General features: G+C 66.1%; 17 protein-coding genes and 1 pseudogene. 13 read left to right on the top strand and 5 right to left on the bottom strand.

Annotation, left to right across the window (positions count from 1 at the left end; all coding sequences use genetic code 11):
• Positions 1 to 299 precede the first annotated feature (299 nt).
• Entirely contained in the window at positions 300 to 788 is a 489-nt protein-coding gene (locus KOE53_RS04845; protein WP_215401662.1) for a DUF1801 domain-containing protein, read from the top strand.
• 83 nt (positions 789 to 871) lie between these two features.
• Here KOE53_RS04845 and KOE53_RS04840 read toward each other — a convergent pair whose 3' ends face one another.
• Complete coding sequence (locus tag KOE53_RS04840) at positions 872 to 1,627, bottom strand: FadR/GntR family transcriptional regulator (protein WP_188057604.1); 756 nt, start codon at positions 1,625 to 1,627, stop codon at positions 872 to 874.
• 145 nt (positions 1,628 to 1,772) lie between these two features.
• Between KOE53_RS04840 and KOE53_RS04835 the strand changes: the two genes are divergently transcribed.
• The 6 genes from KOE53_RS04835 (at position 1,773) to KOE53_RS04810 (ending at position 9,152) form a co-directional block, all read left to right on the top strand.
• Complete coding sequence (locus KOE53_RS04835; RefSeq protein ID WP_188057603.1) at positions 1,773 to 2,555, top strand: gamma-glutamyl-gamma-aminobutyrate hydrolase family protein; 783 nt, start codon at positions 1,773 to 1,775, stop codon at positions 2,553 to 2,555.
• A 167-nt stretch (positions 2,556 to 2,722) separates the two neighbouring features.
• Positions 2,723 to 4,318, top strand: a complete 1,596-nt coding sequence (locus KOE53_RS04830; RefSeq protein ID WP_188057602.1) for an ABC transporter substrate-binding protein — start codon at positions 2,723 to 2,725, stop codon at positions 4,316 to 4,318.
• A 16-nt stretch (positions 4,319 to 4,334) separates the two neighbouring features.
• On the top strand, positions 4,335 to 5,321 hold the full coding sequence (locus KOE53_RS04825) for an ABC transporter permease (protein ID WP_188057601.1): 987 nt from the start codon (positions 4,335 to 4,337) through the stop codon (positions 5,319 to 5,321).
• Positions 5,318 to 6,181, top strand: a complete 864-nt coding sequence (locus KOE53_RS04820; RefSeq protein ID WP_188057600.1) for an ABC transporter permease — start codon at positions 5,318 to 5,320, stop codon at positions 6,179 to 6,181. Before KOE53_RS04825 ends, KOE53_RS04820 begins: the two co-directional genes overlap by 4 nt.
• A complete protein-coding gene (locus KOE53_RS04815) occupies positions 6,178 to 8,079 on the top strand; it encodes an ATP-binding cassette domain-containing protein (RefSeq protein ID WP_188057599.1) in 1,902 nt (633 codons plus the stop codon). Before KOE53_RS04820 ends, KOE53_RS04815 begins: the two co-directional genes overlap by 4 nt.
• Complete coding sequence (locus KOE53_RS04810) at positions 8,076 to 9,152, top strand: peptidase C39 family protein (RefSeq protein ID WP_188057598.1); 1,077 nt, start codon at positions 8,076 to 8,078, stop codon at positions 9,150 to 9,152. Before KOE53_RS04815 ends, KOE53_RS04810 begins: the two co-directional genes overlap by 4 nt.
• Positions 9,153 to 9,164: 12 nt before the next feature.
• On the opposite strand, the gene KOE53_RS04805 is transcribed toward KOE53_RS04810, so the two are convergent.
• Complete coding sequence (locus tag KOE53_RS04805) at positions 9,165 to 9,806, bottom strand: helix-turn-helix domain-containing protein (RefSeq protein ID WP_188057597.1); 642 nt, start codon at positions 9,804 to 9,806, stop codon at positions 9,165 to 9,167.
• 614 nt (positions 9,807 to 10,420) lie between these two features.
• On the opposite strand from KOE53_RS04805, the gene KOE53_RS04800 reads away from it, so the two are divergent.
• The 6 genes and pseudogenes from KOE53_RS04800 to KOE53_RS04775 all read left to right on the top strand — a co-directional run bounded on the left by KOE53_RS04800 (position 10,421) and on the right by KOE53_RS04775 (position 14,448).
• Positions 10,421 to 11,242, top strand: coding sequence for a DUF4397 domain-containing protein (locus KOE53_RS04800; protein ID WP_188057596.1), 822 nt, complete (start codon positions 10,421 to 10,423; stop codon positions 11,240 to 11,242).
• Between the two features lie 35 nt (positions 11,243 to 11,277).
• On the top strand, positions 11,278 to 11,931 hold the full coding sequence (locus KOE53_RS04795) for a class F sortase (RefSeq protein WP_188057595.1): 654 nt from the start codon (positions 11,278 to 11,280) through the stop codon (positions 11,929 to 11,931).
• A gap of 10 nt (positions 11,932 to 11,941) precedes the next feature.
• Positions 11,942 to 12,592 carry a sigma-70 family RNA polymerase sigma factor gene (locus KOE53_RS04790; RefSeq protein ID WP_188057594.1) on the top strand — a complete coding sequence of 217 codons (651 nt, stop codon included), beginning with the start codon at positions 11,942 to 11,944 and terminating at the stop codon, positions 12,590 to 12,592.
• Positions 12,579 to 13,367: an anti-sigma factor gene (locus KOE53_RS04785; protein ID WP_188057593.1), complete on the top strand. Its 789-nt coding sequence runs from the start codon at positions 12,579 to 12,581 to the stop codon at positions 13,365 to 13,367. The genes KOE53_RS04790 and KOE53_RS04785 overlap by 14 nt, the downstream gene beginning before the upstream one ends.
• Positions 13,368 to 13,469: 102 nt before the next feature.
• A pseudogene (locus KOE53_RS13790) lies at positions 13,470 to 14,002 on the top strand (SDR family NAD(P)-dependent oxidoreductase).
• Entirely contained in the window at positions 13,999 to 14,448 is a 450-nt protein-coding gene (locus KOE53_RS04775) for a GNAT family N-acetyltransferase (protein WP_353055580.1), read from the top strand. The pseudogene KOE53_RS13790 and the gene KOE53_RS04775 overlap by 4 nt, the downstream one beginning before the upstream one ends.
• A 45-nt stretch (positions 14,449 to 14,493) precedes the next feature.
• Here KOE53_RS04775 and KOE53_RS04770 read toward each other — a convergent pair whose 3' ends face one another.
• The 3 genes from KOE53_RS04770 to KOE53_RS04760 form a co-directional block, all read right to left on the bottom strand.
• The gene (locus KOE53_RS04770; RefSeq protein ID WP_188057592.1) at positions 14,494 to 15,315 is read right to left on the bottom strand and encodes a DUF1206 domain-containing protein; all 822 of its coding nucleotides are present in this window, start codon (positions 15,313 to 15,315) and stop codon (positions 14,494 to 14,496) included.
• 9 nt (positions 15,316 to 15,324) lie between these two features.
• A complete protein-coding gene (locus tag KOE53_RS04765; RefSeq protein WP_188057591.1) occupies positions 15,325 to 16,200 on the bottom strand; it encodes a DUF1295 domain-containing protein in 876 nt (291 codons plus the stop codon).
• 64 nt (positions 16,201 to 16,264) lie between these two features.
• Entirely contained in the window at positions 16,265 to 18,157 is a 1,893-nt protein-coding gene (locus KOE53_RS04760) for an AMP-dependent synthetase/ligase (RefSeq protein ID WP_188057590.1), read from the bottom strand.
• Positions 18,158 to 18,168: the final 11 nt, after the last annotated feature.

The following is an 18,168-nucleotide window of genomic DNA, read 5'->3' as shown; positions in this document are numbered from 1 at the left end:
GCCGGCGGGAATCGTCCGCAGGCTCCCTGAACGGCAGTGTTGGCAGGGGACCAAAAGGGGACCAGCATCATGCAAATCATGCAATGCATGACGTGATTTGAGGCCTTCTGCGTAGTGCTGCGCCGCGGAAAATCAACCATCTGAGCAAATAGGGCTACCTGGGGGTCAGGGGGTCGCCGATTCGAATCCTGTCATCCCGACATGCGAAGTCTCGACCGGAACATAGTTGCAGTCGGGTGGCCGTCGTGATGGAAGTGACTCCCCGCGAGTTTGCCGGGATTCGGAGTTACAATTCCGGCATGTCCCGCGAACTCGGCAGCAACGTCGGCGCCCAGAATTCCGACGTCACCTTCGTTCTCCCGGAAGCGATGACCGGCAGGGCAAGCCCCGCGAAGGCGGCGGTCGGGGACAAGCCCGTTTTCGCCTACATCGCCAGCCTGCCGCAGCCGCAGCGTGGCATCGCCGAGGCCATCGACGCGCTGGCGGCCCAGACGCTGCCCGGGCTCGAGCGTTCCGTGAAGTGGGGAATGGCGTACTACGGCGTCGGCGACGGATGGTGCTTCAGTAGTGGTGGTTTCGCGCACCATGTGAAGCTCATGTTCATCAACGGCGTGGCACTCGATCCGGTCCCGCCTGTGGCACCGGTGGGGATGGGCAAGGCGACGCGAGGCGTTGACCTCGCGTCGCTGGAAGACCTTGACGAACGACAGATCGCGGCGTGGATGAGGCAGGTCGCAGCGGTGCCGGGCCTCGGAGGCAAGCGGCCTCGGCCATCGCACACCGCTTGAGTGCGAAATGATCACAATCGTCGCACTCGCGGCATAAGAACCCGAGTCATGCACAGCTGCAGCAGACCCGCCCTCAGCGCGCTCTAAGCGGGTGTGCTCGCCTCCCCGAGCGTCTCTGGCCGGATCCGGCCGAGTCCAATCATGACGTCGAAGGTGGCGCGGGCGTGCGCCTTGAGTGCGGCGCGAGCGGCCTCGGCGTCGCCGCAGGCGATGGCGTCGAGGATGCGGTCGTGGCGCTGCGCCTCGATTCGGTTCGGGTTCGTGCGCGGGCCGTCGTAGGCGAGGGCGCGCGTGAGATAGTCCTGGATCTGTAGCTCGGCGGCGTGCAGACGCGCGGACCCCGAAAGCTCCGCGATGCGGGCGTGCAGCCTCGCGTCGGCGAAGCGATGCTCCTCGACCGCGCAATCGTCGCCATCGACGTGCTGGGCAAGATCGCTCAGTTCGGCGAGGTCTTCCGGAGTGACGCGCTCCGCGGCGAGCGCGCAGCTTTCGCCGGAAATGGCCTCGCGCCAGACGTTGAAGTCGGCGAACTCGGCCCTCGTGGGCAGGTCAGCGCCGCCCGAAAGGAGACGCGTGCGAATGTCGTCGGCGACAAACGTGCCAGCGCCCCGCCCTCGCGTGGTGTGGAGGATGCCGCGGGCCCGCATGGCTTGTAGTGCCCCGCGCGCCGTCATGGGGGCGACCCCAAAAAGCTGCGCGAGGTCCTGCTCGCTGGGCAGTCGGTCGCCGGGCCGCAGCACCCCCGAGCCGATGAGTTCGCCGAGCCGGCGCAGGATCGCCTCGGCGACTCCCGCCGACTGGATGGGCTGGAGCAGCTCGTCCCACTTCGGTTCTTCCATCTCAGACTCCCGTCTCGCCGCACAGCCGAGAACATGTTCACATTCACGCTTGCGTTCTTAGAACTCTATCATCTAGTGTACATAACACTATCGAGGCAGCGCTGCAGTGATGGAGCGGGTTGCCACCCTGGCACAGGAGGAATGTATGGCGCACGGTGAGCTCTTCGCGGCGGTTCCGCTCCGCCCGGGCGGGCAGTCGGCCTCGGGCCCCACCGCGCCCACGGAAGGCAACTTCCCGAAGATCCTCGAGTGCCTGCGCGCCGCGGGGTTCACCACGGTGCTCACCACGATCGACTCGGACTTCAGCGAAATTGACGCCGTGGTCATCCCTGGCGGTGCCGACGTTTCCCCGGAGCGCTACGGCGGAGTGCTGAGTCATGCGACGTACGGGGTTGATGCCCAGCAAGACGACCTTGACTTCGCCCTCGTGGCCCACGCCCTCGCGGACGGCCTGCCGCTGCTCGGGATATGCCGGGGCGCCCAGGTGATCAACGTCGCGCTGGGAGGGACGCTCTACGAAGACCTGCCCCCGCATGCGCAGAACCATCACCACAATGTGGCAACCAGCCCGTACCCCGAGATGTTCGTGACGCACGACGTTGCGCTGGTGCCTGAGAGCCGCGCCGCGAGGGCGGTCGCCGGTGGGGTGCCGCGCGGCGAGGCGGACGCCCCGGCTCTGCGGGTCCCCGTGCGCTCCGCCCATCACCAGTGTGTGCGGGGGCTAGCGCCCGGGTTGATCGAGGTGGGGCGCTCGGATGACGGCCTCATCGAGGCATTCGAGGCCCCACAGGGGTGGACGGTCGGCGTGCAGTGGCACCCCGAGGCGGAACTCTCTGAGGGGCCGCTCAAGAGCGGGCTGTTTTCGGCGCTCGCGGAGGAGGCCCATCGCGTTCGGCGAGGCGATCGGCTCACTGCGGCGGTTGCGTAGCGGGCGGGCCCCGCGCCATATTCCGGTTCGTTACAGATTCACTTCATTTATTCGTCCAATTCTTGTCTACTAGAACTTGTCAATTGATTACATTTAACAAACAAGAGCACGGTCTGCGGCGGGTTCTCCCGCGCTGAACCAGCTCAGAACGCTCGAAAGGACTCACCATGGCCTCATCACTCCGAAGGTCCGGTCGCCGCCGGCTCTTGCTGAGCACCACCGCGGTAGTACTCGGCGCAGTTCTCGGCCTCTCGGCTTGCTCGGGATCCGGCGAATCGGCCCCCGCGAGCAGCGAGACGCTCACGGTTGGTCTCCCGGGTTCGTTGGGTTCGCTGTACGTCGGCCAAGAGGCGGGCGTGCTCAACTACTACGTCTCCGCCCTCAGCCAGGAAGGGCTCGTCGCACTCGACTCGGTCGGAAACCTGGTCCCCGCGCTCGCGACCTCGTGGGACCAGCCCGATGCGAAAACCTACGTCTATGAGATTCGCGACGACGCGAAGTTCCAGAACGGTGAACCGGTCACTATCGACGACATCTTGTACAGCATCGAGCAGTCGGGGGACGCCGAAGTCTCGCCCCAGTTCGCCTACTGGTACGAAAACGTCGACTCGGTCGAGCAGACGGGGGACTGGCAAATCACCATCACCCTCAAGGAGCCCGACGTCGGCTTCGTGTGGGTGCCGAGCGCCTCCGCCGGCCTGACGATCGCCCCCAAATCATTCTGGGAGGCCAACGCCGGCGAGGTGGGCAGCGCAACCGCCCTCCTCATGGGCACCGGCCCGTACCAGGTCACAGAGTTTGTTCCTGATTCGCACATCACACTAGATGCGGTCGACACCTGGTGGGGCGGTGAGCCCGAGTTCGAATCGGTCCGCTTCGAGGTGATCCCCGACGACAACACCCGGTTGCTCGCACTCGAGAAGAACAACATTGACCTCGCGTTCAACGTGCCGCTGCAGCAGGCCGAATCGTGGGCGAAGACCTCCGGCGTCACCGTCGATTCGATTCCCAACCGCTCGTACGAGGGCCTCACCTTCGACACGTCCGTCGCGCCGTTCGACGACGTGCACGTGCGCAAGGCCATCGCGATGAGCGTCGACCGGGACAGCATCGCCGAGAAGGTCTTTGCCGGTCGGGCAGAGGTCGCGACCTCTATCCTCACGCCCTCTCAGCTCGAAACCGTCGGGACGCCGGAGGAGGCGCGCGCGACGCTCGCCGAGATCCCGCAGGTCGAATTTGACCTCGACGCGGCGAAGGCCGAGCTCGCGCTCTCCGACTCGCCGGACGGTTTCACCGCCGAGATCACCTACCCGAATACGGTCCCGGAACTCGGCCTCGTGGCACAGTCGATGGCGCAGAACCTCGCCGAAATCGGCATCACCCTCGAGGTGAAGGAACTCCCGATCTCCTCCTGGATCGAGACGCTGGGCGACGGGGTTCACGGGTTGGGCTTCATGTCCTACAACTCGACCACCGGCGATCCGGCCGAGCTCATCGGCTGGTTCCTCGGACCGGACAACCCCGCGAACTACGACAACGCGGAGGTGCTCGGCACGATCGAGCAGGCCCGCTCCGAGGTGGATCTGCAACAGCGCATCGATCTGCTCGTGCAGGCGAACGCTCTCGCGGCGCTTGATACGCCGTACCTCCCGATCGTGTGGAACGTGCGCACCACCGCGGTGTCCGACACGTTGCAGCTCACCGACAACGAGACCTTCACCTTTGTCACGCCGTGGGCTGCCACCGCGACCCGAGTGAAGTAGTAAGGATCCTCTGCACATGAGTCTCACCACCTCGAAGCGTCCGGGCAGGGGGCATCCGGTTGCCCGGATGCTCGCCGCCCGGACGCTCGGGGCGATCGCGCTGCTCGTGGCCCTCTCGCTCCTCGTCTTCTCGCTGATGTATCTCGCTCCGGGGGATCTCGTCCAAAGCCTCCTCGGCCCGAAGAAGGTGAGCCCCGAGACCGTGGCGGCGCTGCGCGCGCAGTACCGCCTCGACGACCCGTTCCTGCTGCAGTACGCGCACTGGCTGGGCAACGCGGTGCAGGGCGACTTCGGCACGTCGATCCGGTACCAGCAGCCGGTGAGTCTGGTGATCAGCCAGCGCGCCGGAGCAACGTTAATGCTCGCACTGCTCGCCTTTCTGATCTCCGTGGTGGTGTCCGTTCCCCTGGGCATGTTCGCCGCCCGTCGCCCCGGCGGCCCGCTCGACCGCCTCATCACCTCCACCGCCGTCATCGGGGTCAGCGCGCCAGCGTTCGCGGTGAGCCTGCTCCTCATCCTTGTCTTCTCGTATCGCCTCGATTGGTTCCCGCTCTACGGATTTGGGTCCGGCGGCCTCGACACCCTTTGGCATCTCACCCTGCCGGCCATCGCGCTCGTCATCGGCCTGAGCGCCATCCTCACCAAGATCACGCGGACCGCCCTGGTGCGCGAGTACTCCCATGACTCAATTACCTTCGCTCGCGCGCGCGGCCTGAGCCAGCGGAAAATCAACCTGCTTGCCCTGCGCGGCGCGGCAACTCCCATCGTCACCGGCGGCGGCCTCGTGCTCACCTCGCTCGTGGGCGGCGCGATCTTCGTGGAAACGGTGTTCGCGTTCCCGGGGCTCGGCACGCTCCTGCAGGACTCGGTGATCTTCAAGGACGTACCCGTCGTGCAGGCCGTGACGCTGCTGATCGCGCTCTTTATCGTGGCGGTGGCGGTCATCGTTGATCTCGTGTCGATCGCGCTCGATCCCCGTCTTCGCCGGAGGGATGCCGCATGAAAACCACACCTATCCAGTGGGCGCCGATCGCCCCTCAGCGGGCCAGGAAGCATCGCCCGCCGGCGCTGATCATCGCGTCGGTCGCCGTGATCCTGCTCGCGCTGTTCTTGGCAGCCTTTGGCTCGATGCTCGCGCCCGACGCAAACCATCAGGATCTCGCCGATTCCATGCTGCCCCCGGGCTCGCCCGGTCATCTCTTGGGCACCGATCAGCTGGGGCGTGACACGCTGCAACTCGCCATCGCGGGGACACGCACCGCCATCATCGGTCCGATCGTGATCGCGCTCGGTTCCAGCGTGCTCGGCGTGCTGCTCGGCACGCTCGCCGGGTACCGCCGTGGCTGGGTGGACGCCCTCGTCTCGCGCTGGGCAGACCTGCTCCTCGCCCTCCCCGTCGTACTCGTAGCGCTCGTGGTGGTCGGAATTCTCGGCTCGGGGTACTGGCTGAGCATCGCGCTCCTGGTGCTCTTGTTTAGCCCGTCCGACACTCGAATCGTGCGCAGCGTGGTGCTCGAAGAGGCGAGCCGGCCCTACATCGAATCGGCCCGGGTCGCGGGAATCGGCAGCACCCGCATCATGTTCGTACACATTCTGCCCAACGTGCTGCGCATGGCAGTGACGAACCTGCTGCTGAACACGGCGTTCGCGCTGGTCGCCCTCTCGTCGCTGTCGTTCCTGGGGCTCGGCATCGCGCCCGGCACCCCCGACTGGGGCCGGCAGCTCGCAGACGGCTGGACGATTATGGCGGGCAACCCCGCCGCGGTCATCACTCCGGCCCTGCTCATTATCGTGGTCGCCTGTGCGATTAACCTCTTCGGCGACTGGCTGAGTGAGCGATTCGAAGAACGGGGCAACAGATGACCGCCGAGGCAACTCTTCCGGCCGGGACCGGGCAGAGCACAAACGCTGCGCTTTCGCTTTCGGGGCTCACGATCTCTGGTGCGGTGGGCGACATCGTGCGTCAGGTCTCACTCTCGGTGCGTCGCGGCGAAACGCTCGCGGTGGTCGGCGAGTCGGGATCGGGCAAGTCGCTCACGGTGCGCGCGCTGACCGGTCTGCTGCCGACTGGGCTCCGCGCCCGCGGAACCCTCCAGCTTCTGGGCGCCGACCCCCTTGATCTCGGCGCGGTGACCGAGCGGGACTGGCGGGGCATCCGGGGCAACGGCATCGCCCTGCTCATGCAGGATCCCTTCACCAGCCTCAGCCCGCTCCGACGGGTGGGCGCGCAAGTCGCGGACACCCTCCTCGCACATCAGCGGGCGCCCGGTCGAATGAGCCGCGCAGAGATTCGCTCCAGCGTGCTCGAGCGCCTTGCAGAGGTGCGTCTGCCCGAGCGCGTCGCTCGGCAGTATCCGCACGAGCTCTCGGGGGGAATGCGTCAGCGCGTCGCCATCGCGGCCGCCCTTGCTGCTGACCCAGCGGTGCTCATCGCCGACGAGCCGACCACCGCACTCGACGCCTCGACCCAGGGTGAGACGCTGGCGTTGATCAATCGGTTGCGCACCGAGCGCGGTATGTCCGTCATCTTGATCAGCCATGACCTCGAGCTCGTGCGCGGGCATGCGGACGCCATCGAGGTCATGTTCGGCGGCAGTGTCGTCGAGCAGGGCCGTGCCGAGCTCGTGCTCTCGGCGCCGGCCCACCCGTACACGAAGGGGTTGCTCGCGTCGTCGCCCTCGCTCGACCGTCGCGACACCGCCCTTCCCGCCAAGCCCTGGATCGAGACGCCGCTCTCGGTCGAGCTCCCGCCGGGGTCCTCCTTTGGCGATGGCTACGCGAGCGCCGAATCCGTGCGATCCACGCCGCCCCCGTACCAGGTGCGCCTCGAGGACGGGAGAAGCGTGGCTGTCTATCTCGCGGGGGAGGCTCGCCCCGAGGTTGTGCCGGCCGAGGTCTTCGCGCAGCCGGCGCCCTACGCGCCTGCGGCCGCGGCGGACGCCTCCGGGGCGGCGCTTTCCGTCGCGGGTCTCCGCAAGCAGTTTGGCTCTCACACGGTGCTCGATGACGTGTCATTCGCGGTGATGCCCCGCGAGATTCTCGGCATTCTGGGGGAGTCAGGATCGGGCAAGACCACCGTGGCGCGCTGCATCGTCGGCCTCGAAACGTGGGACGAGGGCGAAATCCACCCGGAGCCGCGCTCGCTCCGCAGGCGGACCCGCGGCACCACTCCCACCGGCGGCGTGCAGATTGTGTTCCAGGATCCGGCCTCTGCGCTGAACCCCGGTCACACGATTCACACTGCCCTGCAGGAATCGCTGCGCGTGGCGGGGGACACGGTGACGACTCCCGCCGAGCTCCTCGCGAACGTGGGCTTGCCGGAGCACCTGCTGCGGCGGCTGCCGCGGGCGTTATCGGGAGGGCAGCAGCAACGCGTCGCGATCGCGCGAGCCCTTGCGCTGAAACCCGACGTTCTCATCTGCGACGAGTCGGTGTCGGCCCTCGACGTTTCGGTGCAGGCCCAGATCCTGCGCCTCATTGCCCGGCTGCGCGACGAGGAGTCGCTCTCGATTGTCTTCATCTCCCACGACCTCGGGGTGATCAACCACATTGCGGATCGCGTCGTGGTCCTCAACGAGGGCATCATCGTTGAGGAAGGCCTGACCAGCGAGGTGCTGCAGCATCCCGTGCACCCGTATACGGCTCGACTCGTCGCTGCGGCGCGGGCCACGGGGGTGCGCGCTGGAGCGGAGCTCGGCGATGCCCTGGCTCAGCCAGAACTCTTTCCATCAGTACGTTCGACATCAAAGGAACCATCATGACTACACTCTTGCCGGACACCGCCATTTCGACCTCGATCACCGAGCGGGGCAAGGAATTGGACTCGGAACTCGTCGAGGCCATCGGCGCGTTGGCCGCGCCCGCCTGGCTGACGGCGCACGAGCTATACCGACCGGAACTCGTGCTTGCGCGCGACGACGCGGGCCTGGCCGCGGCGCTGCTCGTGACGCGACGGCCGTACACCGCGTACCGCAAGATCGCCCAGGTCTGGTCGCGGAGCGATGCGGCGCTCGATGCCGCCGTCGCGCAGCTGGTGCAGCACGCGCACGAGCAGGGCGGGATCGCCGCCCTGAAGTGGGAAGATGCGCGCGCAGAGCAGGGGGCGCACGCCGCCCGAAACGGCTTCACCCAGATGGAGGCGCCCATCGCCTCGGGCGCAGGAACGAGCCAGCGCGCGGGCTACGTGCGGTGGCTTCAGGCGGCGCCCTCGCGCGACGTCCCTTACTACCGTCAGACCACGGAGTACAGCTGCGGCCCGGTCTCGTTGCTCATGGCGCAGTCGGCCGAGACGGGCGAGGAGATCACTCGTGCGCAAGAGCTGCGTCTCTACCGCCAGTCCGCACATCAGCCCGGCGCCGGCCCCATCGCGCTTGCGGTCTACGCGGACCTCGACACCTACCGTCCCGAGGTGTTCATTAGTACTGAAGACGTGATCCTGGGAGAGCACCTGCTGAAGCCGTGGGAACTCGAAGTGCGTGAGCTGATTGACGGCGAGGACGCGCGGATCGCGGCCGAGCTGAACATCCCGATCACATACCGCCTGTTCACCCTCGACGAGGTGGCCGCCGAAATCGCAGCACACTCGACCGTCTTGCTGCTGGTTGACGAGTTCTACTTCCACGACGACACGGGTTCGCACTGGATCCTGGCGCACGCGCACAGCGACGGCATTTTCGTCGTGAACGACCCGTGGATTGATGCGGGGAACGGTGATAGCTGGGTCGACGCAAGCCACCTCCCCATCGCCCAGGCTGACCTCGACAAGATCGTCTGGTGGGGGAAGGATCCGGGTTTCCGCGGCCTCGTCGTGTTGCGGCCGACCGCGGACGAGTAAGGGGACCGGGCACTACTCCCGGGTGGTGTCCCAGTCGTCGGTCGAGGCGACGAGCGTCAGCACCTCAGAGGGAGAATCCCCGGTGCGGTAACTGTGGGGGAACTCTCCAGAGAATCGAACCGCGTCGCCTCGACGCAGGTGCACGCTCCAGTCGGGCGTCACCACGGTCACCTCGCCCGAAATGACGACGGAGTACTCGACCGAGCCGATCCCGTGCGTCACGGGGTCGCGCATGGAGTTCGGGTCGGTCGTGCCGATGGACACGGTGAAGCGCCGGCGATCGGTGGATCCGAACAGGGTGCGGACAGTACCGGCCGGCTCGATCTCCATCTCACCCTCGTCTGCGCGCACGACGTGCGGTTCGGCGACATAGCGCCAGGTGAGGTCGGGAAAGGAGAGGTTCAGCACTTCGGCGAGCTTGACGAGCGTGTCGACCGTCGTGTTGGCGACGCCGCGCTCAATCTGAGAGATGAGCGCCGGGCTCAGGTGTGCGCGTTCCGCAAGTTCGCGTACGCTCATTCCCGCAAGGAGTCGAGCGCGACGGGTATTCGCGGCGATCGTCTCGCGCACCTCGAGGGTCGCGCTGTTGATGCGTTCGGCGAACGGAAAGCCCGCGGCGGATTCGAGTGGCCGCTCGCCCTCGTTCTGTGGCATCGCTTTGCGCCTCCTCGTCGTGGGTCTCCACGGGCAATGCTACTGGGCGGGCGAACGGGTGTGGAACCCGCGGTCGTGGTCGACGAATGGTGGGTTGCTGGGGCCGCGGTGCACGCTCAATACCTCTGCCGGCACAAGCCGGGACAAATATGAGGACGCGAATGCGGGGCACCTGTATGGCGCAAACGCGATGGACCTGTTGCTGCGGCTGCTCTCCGCCGAAGCGGGTCGGGAACAGGGGCGAGGCGAAATTCGAACTCAGGATGACACCGGCGGATATCGAACAAGCGTCAATACCCGGCACGACACCACCAAGGGAATCCCGTCAGCAGCGAGCACATCCAGCGCAGCACGCGGGAGGGCTGCGGCTTCGCCGGAACTCCGAAGCTCGCCAGTGGGCGCTCCGCGAGAAGCGTCCGCTCAGAAATCTGAACCGGCCAAGCGAACTGTCGCCTCGATGCTGAGGCGCTCTTCCGCTTGCCTGATTGGCACCAGTTGGGGCAAGGAGACTATCGCCGAAAAAATTTCTCCAGAGCTGCATCCAAACGCGCTCCGGTGGCGGAAGTAGTAGTGAAAGTGCAAATTGCCCTCGGGCCCTATCAGGAGGTAGATCCATGCGTAAGCTACTTGCAACCGGCATCGCAGCCGGAGCATTCATCGCCGTCGCCGCTATTGCGCCGGCCACCGCGGCAGAGGGCGACGCCCAGTTGTCCGTGTTGCACGGTATTCCTGGCCTGACCGTTGATGTCTATGTGAACGGCGAGCTCACCCTCGACGATTTCACCCCCGGCACTCTTGCTGGCCCCCTTGAGCTGGCTCCTGGCACCTACAGCGTCGCACTCACCGCCGCTGACGCGGCAGATGACTCCGCTCCGGTTCTCGGGCCGATCGACCTCACACTGGCTGCTGGTGGCAACTACACCGCTGCGGCGCACCTCACGGAGGCGGGCGAGCCCAGTGCCACGCTGTTCACCAATGACATTGCGAAACTTGACGCAGGGCAGGGTCGCCTGACGGTTCGTCACGTGGCTGCCGCACCCGCTGTCGACGTGCTTGCCGGTGGTTCCGCCGTCATCACCGACCTGAGTAACCCCAACGAGAAGGTTCTCAACCTCGCGGCCGGAATGGTCTCTGCCTCGGTAGCCGCGACGGGTACCACTGACCCGGTGATTGGCCCGGCTGATGTCAACGTAGCCGAGGGCGTCAATACCATCGTGTACGCCTGGGGCAGCCTTGAGGACGACAACCTCGCCCTCGCCGTCCAGACCATCGATGGGCTGCACTCCAACCCGGGCAGCATCCCCGCTGGTTCGGCTGGCCTGGTTGCCACGAACATGCCCGCTGAATCTGCTGGCCTCTGGATGGGCGCCGGCCTCGTCGCCCTGCTCGCGGCTGCAGTGGGAACCATGGCCGTTCGTGCCAAGGCTCGTCGCTAAACCAGCGGCGTGCTGACAGAGAACAGAGCACCGCGATGAACGCCGCAACGAGAAGCGTCAGCTCCCTCGTTGCGGCGTTCGCCGTGCTGTGCACGCTGGCCGGATGCTCGCTCGCCGCGACAGGCAAACCGAGCGATGACCCGCGAGTAAACGCCGCGCCACCGGCGGTTTCTCCCGCCCAGACTCCCGCCGTCGACGTGCCTCAGGTCAGTGCGGGACTCGAGAACCAACGCCCGCAGGCAGTCCCACCGGTGCGCCTTCGCGTTGAGTCGCTGGGCATTGATATGGCCGTCGAACCGATGGGCCTTGCGGAGAACGACTCGATGGCGCTGCCGGAGAACCCCGCAGATGCGTCTTGGTACCGCTACGGATCCTGGCCGGGGAGCGCTGAGGGCTCGGTAGTGATCGCGGCACACGTTGACGCGGTGGGCTATGGCCTCGGACCCATGTCGCGATTGACCGAGGCGGTCCCTGGCACCGAGATCATCGTCACCACGGCTGACGGCTCCGAGGTCGTGTACGAGGTTGCCGAGGGCGGGATGGTCGTGAAGAGCGACGTGCCCTGGGCGAGTGTCTTTGATCGCACCGGCGCAAATAGGCTCACGGTCGTTACGTGCGGAGGGGAATTTGACAACGAAGACGGAGCCTACCTGTCAAATGTGATCGTCACCGCGCTGCCGAGACCGTGAGACCTTCACTATGCTGTCTGCAACCACCTTGGCATCAACTGAGTTCACGACCGAGGACCACTTCCGCTGGCCGGATCTGCGCTACACCGAGAAAGAAGGGCACGAGTACTTGGTAACAGCGTTCCTCGACGAGTCGGACATCGCCCTGGCCTTCTCTGCCGGAGATGAGCAGGCCCTCTCCGCCGCTTACGCACGCTGGTCCCCCCTCGTACACACCCTCGCTCTCCGGGCGCTCGGTACGACCGCCGATGCCGAAGACGTCACGCAACAGGTCTTCATCTCTGCTTGGCGGGGGCGTGCCACCTTCGAGCCTCAGCGCGGAGCCCTCGGCTCGTGGATCACCGGGATCACGCGACGCCGCATCGCCGATGCGTTGGAGGCCCGCTCACGCGCCCGTCGGGTTGAGGAAGTCAGTGCAGAAGCCGCGCTGACAGCCGAACACCTGGTCGACGATGATCTGGTGGACCGGCTATTGCTTGCCGACGAGCTGGCCCGGCTGGAGCCCGTTCCTCGAGAAGTCATGGCACTCGCGTTCTACAGGAACATGACGCACGCGGAGATCGCAGACTCGACCGGCATCCCGCTCGGTACTGTGAAGAGCCACATTCGACGAAGTCTGACCCGATTACGCAACCGCTTGGAGGTGAATGATGCATCTTGATGAAGACATTTTGGCCATGGTCGCCCTCGGCGACCACGAGCTTGACGAAGGAGAACGAGCGCACGTAGCGCAGTGCAAATACTGCGCGACCGAGCTAGATGCGATCAGCCACCTACTGACACGCGGTCGCGACGCCGCCGAGATTGAGCTGGTGGCGCCAGCTTCCGACGTTTGGCAGGCGATCCATGCCGAATTAGCCCTGACGGATGCCGTTGCCGCCGACCCGCTCTCCCGCTCGGGCGCTGCCGGTGGCGTTGTCGAAATGACCTCTGCCGTTTCCGAACGGGGAGCGCAGACCGCAAACGAACCGTCCGCGACCGTGACGCCCATCGATTCTGCACGCCGAAGTTCAGGTTTCGGCCGCTGGTGGCCAGTAGCCGTCGCGGCACTTTTTGTCGGCGTCGTTCTCGGCATCGCCGGAGCCCAGCTATGGTCTCCGACGGCAACGCAGGTGGTCGCCAAGGCCACGCTGGATCCGTTCCCGAATTGGCAGGCTGCCGGTTCCGCGCAGCTGGAGGATTCGAACGGGTCCCGTGAGTTGGTTGTAGAACTTGACGCTCCGTCTGGCGGGTTCCGCGAGGTGTGGCTGATCAACCCTGAGACGTCGGGCCTCCTGAGCCTCGGATTCTTGGACGGTACGAGCGGCCATTTCACGGTCCCGGCCGATGTCGATCTGAGCGCGTATTCACTTGTGGACATTTCGGAGGAACCTGGCGACGGAAACCCCGGCCACTCCGGTGACTCAATCGTTCGCGGTGAGCTACGCCTCATCTAGAGGACTTCTCGGGGTCCGCCATCAGACGATGCTGGCTCAGACTGGCAGCCTGATTCGTGTCCAGCGGGCGCTATCGCAGCGAAAGTCAACGCGCTGGTTCCCTTGGCCATTGAGTCCTTCGGTCGCCCGGACAAGGCAGTCCACAACGCCGGCGTGGGAATCATGCCTACGCCTGTGCAGAAGATCGCTGCCGCGGACTGGGACCGCACCATCAACGCGACCCTACGTGGAACCCTTCTGGCGATGCAAAGCCAGGTCGCCTTCTTTCGGGCACAGAGATACGGCACCATCGCGAACATCGCCCCGCTCGCAGCCATCAGTGGCACCCCGTATTTGACCCCTATGGTGCAGTAAAGCATGGCGTGGTGTCTGTGGCCGGCAGTGTCGCCAAGGAAACCGCTGAACAAGGAATCCGCGTGAACGCCGTGACCCCCGGTGCCATTGAGACCACAGCGCTCATTGGTCTAGCCGCCGCCAGTGGCATTTCGTCCCCGTCAGTGAACGCAAGCGGCAGGATCCTGCGATTGACCGCACCGCTTACCAGCTGGCTGGCGTCCGATACGTTGGGAGGCAAGAGATACCTGCCCGGCGCACGCCGAGCGAGGCCCGCAGTGGAGAAGGAGAAACACACGTGACCGTGAGCTTCGAGAAGGCCAGCGTCGCCGAGATGGATCCTGTTCGCCTGTACGCGATTCTGCAACTGCGAGTAGACGTGTTCGTCGTCGAACAGCAGGCCGCCTACGCCGAACTCGACGGCCGGGATGTCGAGCCGCCCGCCCGCCTGTACTGGGCCGAGGAAGACGGCGCCGTGCTCGCGACGCTCAGAGTGCTGACGGAGCCGGACGGCGCGCGCATCGGACGCGTCGCCACGGCGACGGCGGCGCGGGGGAGAGGCCTCGCCGCCGAACTCATGCGGCGTGCGATTGCCGACAACGCCGAAGCGACGATTGTGCTGGACGCGCAGCAGCACCTGGAGGCTTGGTACGAGGGCTTGGGATTCGCTCGCTCTGGCGAGGTCTTCGTCGAAGACGGGATTCCTCACGTCCCGATGACGCGAGCCGCGGGCAAGACCGCGCTGTAGGGCACGGAATCTGACACCACGTACCGTCGTGGGGTTCGCCCGCGATTACAACCGGGCGTATCGCGCGCGGAAGAGGCAAAACACGCCGTATGCGACAAAGCCGATGCCGACCAGGCAGACGAGAAGTGGCCCGAGGGCGACGGTCAAGAGCGCTTGGACGGCCCCGTCGAGCCCGCCCGCAGAGGAGGCATCGACTGTCGCGGCGGCGACGACCAGCAGAAATCCGACAATTACCAGGGCCACGCCCTTGGCGAGAAACCCGATCACACCGAGCGCGGTCACTACGCCACCGAGCGTGCCCGAGGGGATTGATAGCTGCTTCTGGAAACTGCGCAGCACGCCCATCACCACGAATGAGACGCCCCCGATGCCGATGCCGAGCCCGAGGAGGCCGAGCATGACCGGGCCGCCGGGCAGCAACAGGATGCCATGGCTGGCGTTCTCTGCGGACTCCTCGCTGTCGACGCGCGCCCCGAGGGCGACAGCGATTGCGACGACGCCCAGCGCGATGAATATGCACGCCTGACCCCACTTGGAGATGCGGCGGCCCCATTTTTTGGCGAAGCCCTTGGCGTCGTCACGTGTATTCCGCGCGAGCAAACCCTCGAGCGCGTGCCATATCCCGAGCGCGCAGAGCGCGACCGCCAGCACCCAGAGCGCGACAAAGCCGAGCGGTGCTGAGGCGATCGCCATGAACGCGCCTGCCTGGTCGCTCTCGCCTCTTCCGCCAAATGAGATGACGATGATGATGGCACCGATGAGCAGGTGCACGACGCCGTTTGCGGCAAAGCCGCCACGCGCCAAAGCACGCAAGACGGAACTTGATTCCGCCTTGCGTGCGGCCCGCTTCGGGGCAGCAGTGTCCATGCGCTTAGGTTATCTCCCCTGCAATCCCGGGATCAGTGCGGGGGTGCGGGCGCGGTACGCAAGGTACTCGGGGTCGTCGCCCCACTTGCGCTGCGCCTTCGCCTCGAGCAGCGGGATGCCAGACACGCGGGTCAGCAGCAGCACCACGAAGGCCGGGGACAGGATCGCGATCCACTGCCAGCCCTGCAGCGCCGGCGCCGCGATAATGAAGACACCCACCCAGAGCAGGATCTCGCCGAGGTAGTTCGGGTGGCGCACGACCGACCACAGGCCCGACTGAATGAACTTCCCGGCGTTGTTTCCGTTCGCCTTGAACTGACTCTTCTGCAGATCCGCGATGACCTCCATGCCAAACCCGAGCACCCAGATCGCGAGACCGAGCCAGGTGGTCCAGCCCAGGGGCACGGTGTTCGCCGAGGCAATCGTGATCCACGCCGCCGCAGCGGTCAGGCTCACCCAGAGCCCCTGCACGGTCCAGACCGACAGGAAGCGAAGCTTCGAACGCTTGATCTCGTCAAAGCGATCGTCCCCGCCGCTGCGCAGGTTGCGGGCGAGGAGGAAGCTGCCGAGCCGGACCGCCCAAATGATGACGAGGGCGCCGAGGATCAGGCTTCGTGCGTCCAGTGCCGGAGCAAGCAACAGCAACATCGCGGTGACGCTGATGTAGGTCACGCTGCCGGTCGCGTCGAAGTAGCGATCGGTCTGTGCGATGGCGGCCGGGATGAACGCGACCCACTGCACCACGAACGCCACCGCCACCGCGATCGCAAACCCGGGCATGACGCCGATGGTCCAGCCATGCTGGCTTCCCGCGAGCGCCAGGGCGCACCCGATGACGACGGCAACGGCGATCAGGATCACTGAGGATGGGCGAGTACGTTGCATGACGGTTCCTTGTCGAGTGTGGGGTGGCGTAGAGGTGGGAGGGGCGAGGCGCGAGGCGCGAGGCCTAGCGGTAGAGCTCGTCGAGGATCGGCTGCAGCTCGTCGATGAGCGCCTGGCGCTTGAGCTTCATGGTGGGCGTGACGAAGTCGTCCCAGCGGTCGCTGCCGACGACGATGACGCGCCAATACTGCACGCGCTCCGCAGGTGACACGGTGGCATTGGCGCGATCCACCGCGCCCGAGAGCGCCACTTCGAGGCGTCCGTCGGTGCAGACAGTCACGCCGGGAGCCTCGACCTCTGCTGGCAGCGATTCACCAAGCGTGCGAAACCACTCGGTGACCGCCTCGGGATCGATGACGAGCGCCGCAGTGAGATAGGGCCGGTCGGTGCCCACCAGTGCGGCGTGCGCGACGAGCGGGTGCGACTCGACTGACTGTTCCCAGGGCTCGGGAGAGACGGTGCGACCAGTGGAGGTCACGATGACGTGCTTCAGCCGTCCGTTGAGCGTTAGCGACCCGTCTGCGTTCAGCGTGCCGAGGTCGCCCGTCCGAAAGTACCCGTCGACAAAGGCCTGCGCGTTTTGCGCCTCGTCGCGGTACCCCGCAAAGACGCCGACCCCTTGGGCCAGGACTTCTCCGTTGGCGGCGATTCGTACCGCGTTCCCGGGGAGCGGCCGGCCGACGCTGCCCGCGACGAGCGAACCGGGGCGGCCGCCGGTGAGCGGCGCTGTGGTCTCGGTCAGCCCGTAGCCCTCAATGATCGGCACGCCAATGCCGCGGAAGAATCGTGCAAGGTCGGGTTGCAGGGTCGCCGCCCCAGAGAGCAAGTACTCGATCCGGTTGCCCATCACCGCACGCAGGCGACGATAGAACAGGCGGTCGAAGAACGCGCGCTGCATGCGCAGGCCGAGGGGAGCGCGGGCTGAGGGATCCTGGTCGCGGGTTTCGAGATACCGACCCCACTTCTGCGCGACCGTCGACGCGACCGACCAGATGGGCTCGACCTTCTTCTCGCGGGCCGAGGCCGCGGCCGCCGCCTGAATCTTCTCGAGCACCCGCGGCACCACCACGAGAAACGTCGGTTTCAGGATCGCGAGCGCCTGCACGACTTCCTTCGGGTTCGACAGGTGCGCGACGCGCATGCCATTCGCGACGCAGATCAGCTGCAACGCGCGACCCAGCACGTGCGTGAGCGGAAGAAACAGGATCGTGTTGCCGGTCTCCTTGACCACCTCGCGGTAGGCGGCTGCCGTGTTCAGCACCTGCCCGACGAGGTTGCGGTGGGTGATGAGCGCGCCCTTGGGTGAGCCGGTGGTGCCTGAGGTGTAAACGATGGTCGCGATGTCGTCCAGCTGGGCTGTGAGCCGGCGTTCCTCGAGACGGGCATCGCTGACCGCTTCGCCGAGATGGATCAGGTCGTCGAGCGAGTAGAAAGCGGGCCCCTCATCTTCTGGATCACTCGCTTCGAGCACCCAGACGCTCGGGGGAGCCTCGACGGCGCCTGCCGCGGCTCGCGAGATGCGGCGCGCGAGACTCGTGTCGCCGGCAAATGCGGCGGTGGGGCGGGCGTCGGCGAGGATCGCTTGCAGCTGCGCATCAGAGGCCGTGTCATATACGGGAACGACGACCGCTCCGGCGAACAGGGCCGCGAAGTCGGCGACGGTCCATCGGTATTGCGTGGGGGACATGATGAGGATCGTGTCGCCAGCGTTCACCCCGCTGGCCATCAGTCCCTTTGCTGCCCCAGCAACCTCCGCCATGAACTCCCGCGTGCTGATCTGCCGCCACGGTTCGTTGAGGGCCGCCCCGGGAACTCGCGTTTCGAAGGCGATGTGATCGGGTGCGGTAGCGAAGCGAGCCGCGAGAAGCTCAGTGACATTCCGGACGCCGCTGATGTCGACCAGAGGCTCTGCCGCAGAACGTTGATCTGAGCTTCCGCTGGCGTGTGTCGGGGTCATGTTCCTCACGA

Source organism: Leucobacter sp. CX87, assembly GCF_018682295.1.
In the GTDB taxonomy this organism is placed as follows: domain Bacteria; phylum Actinomycetota; class Actinomycetes; order Actinomycetales; family Microbacteriaceae; genus Cx-87.
This window is presented reverse-complemented; position numbering and strand designations above follow the sequence as displayed.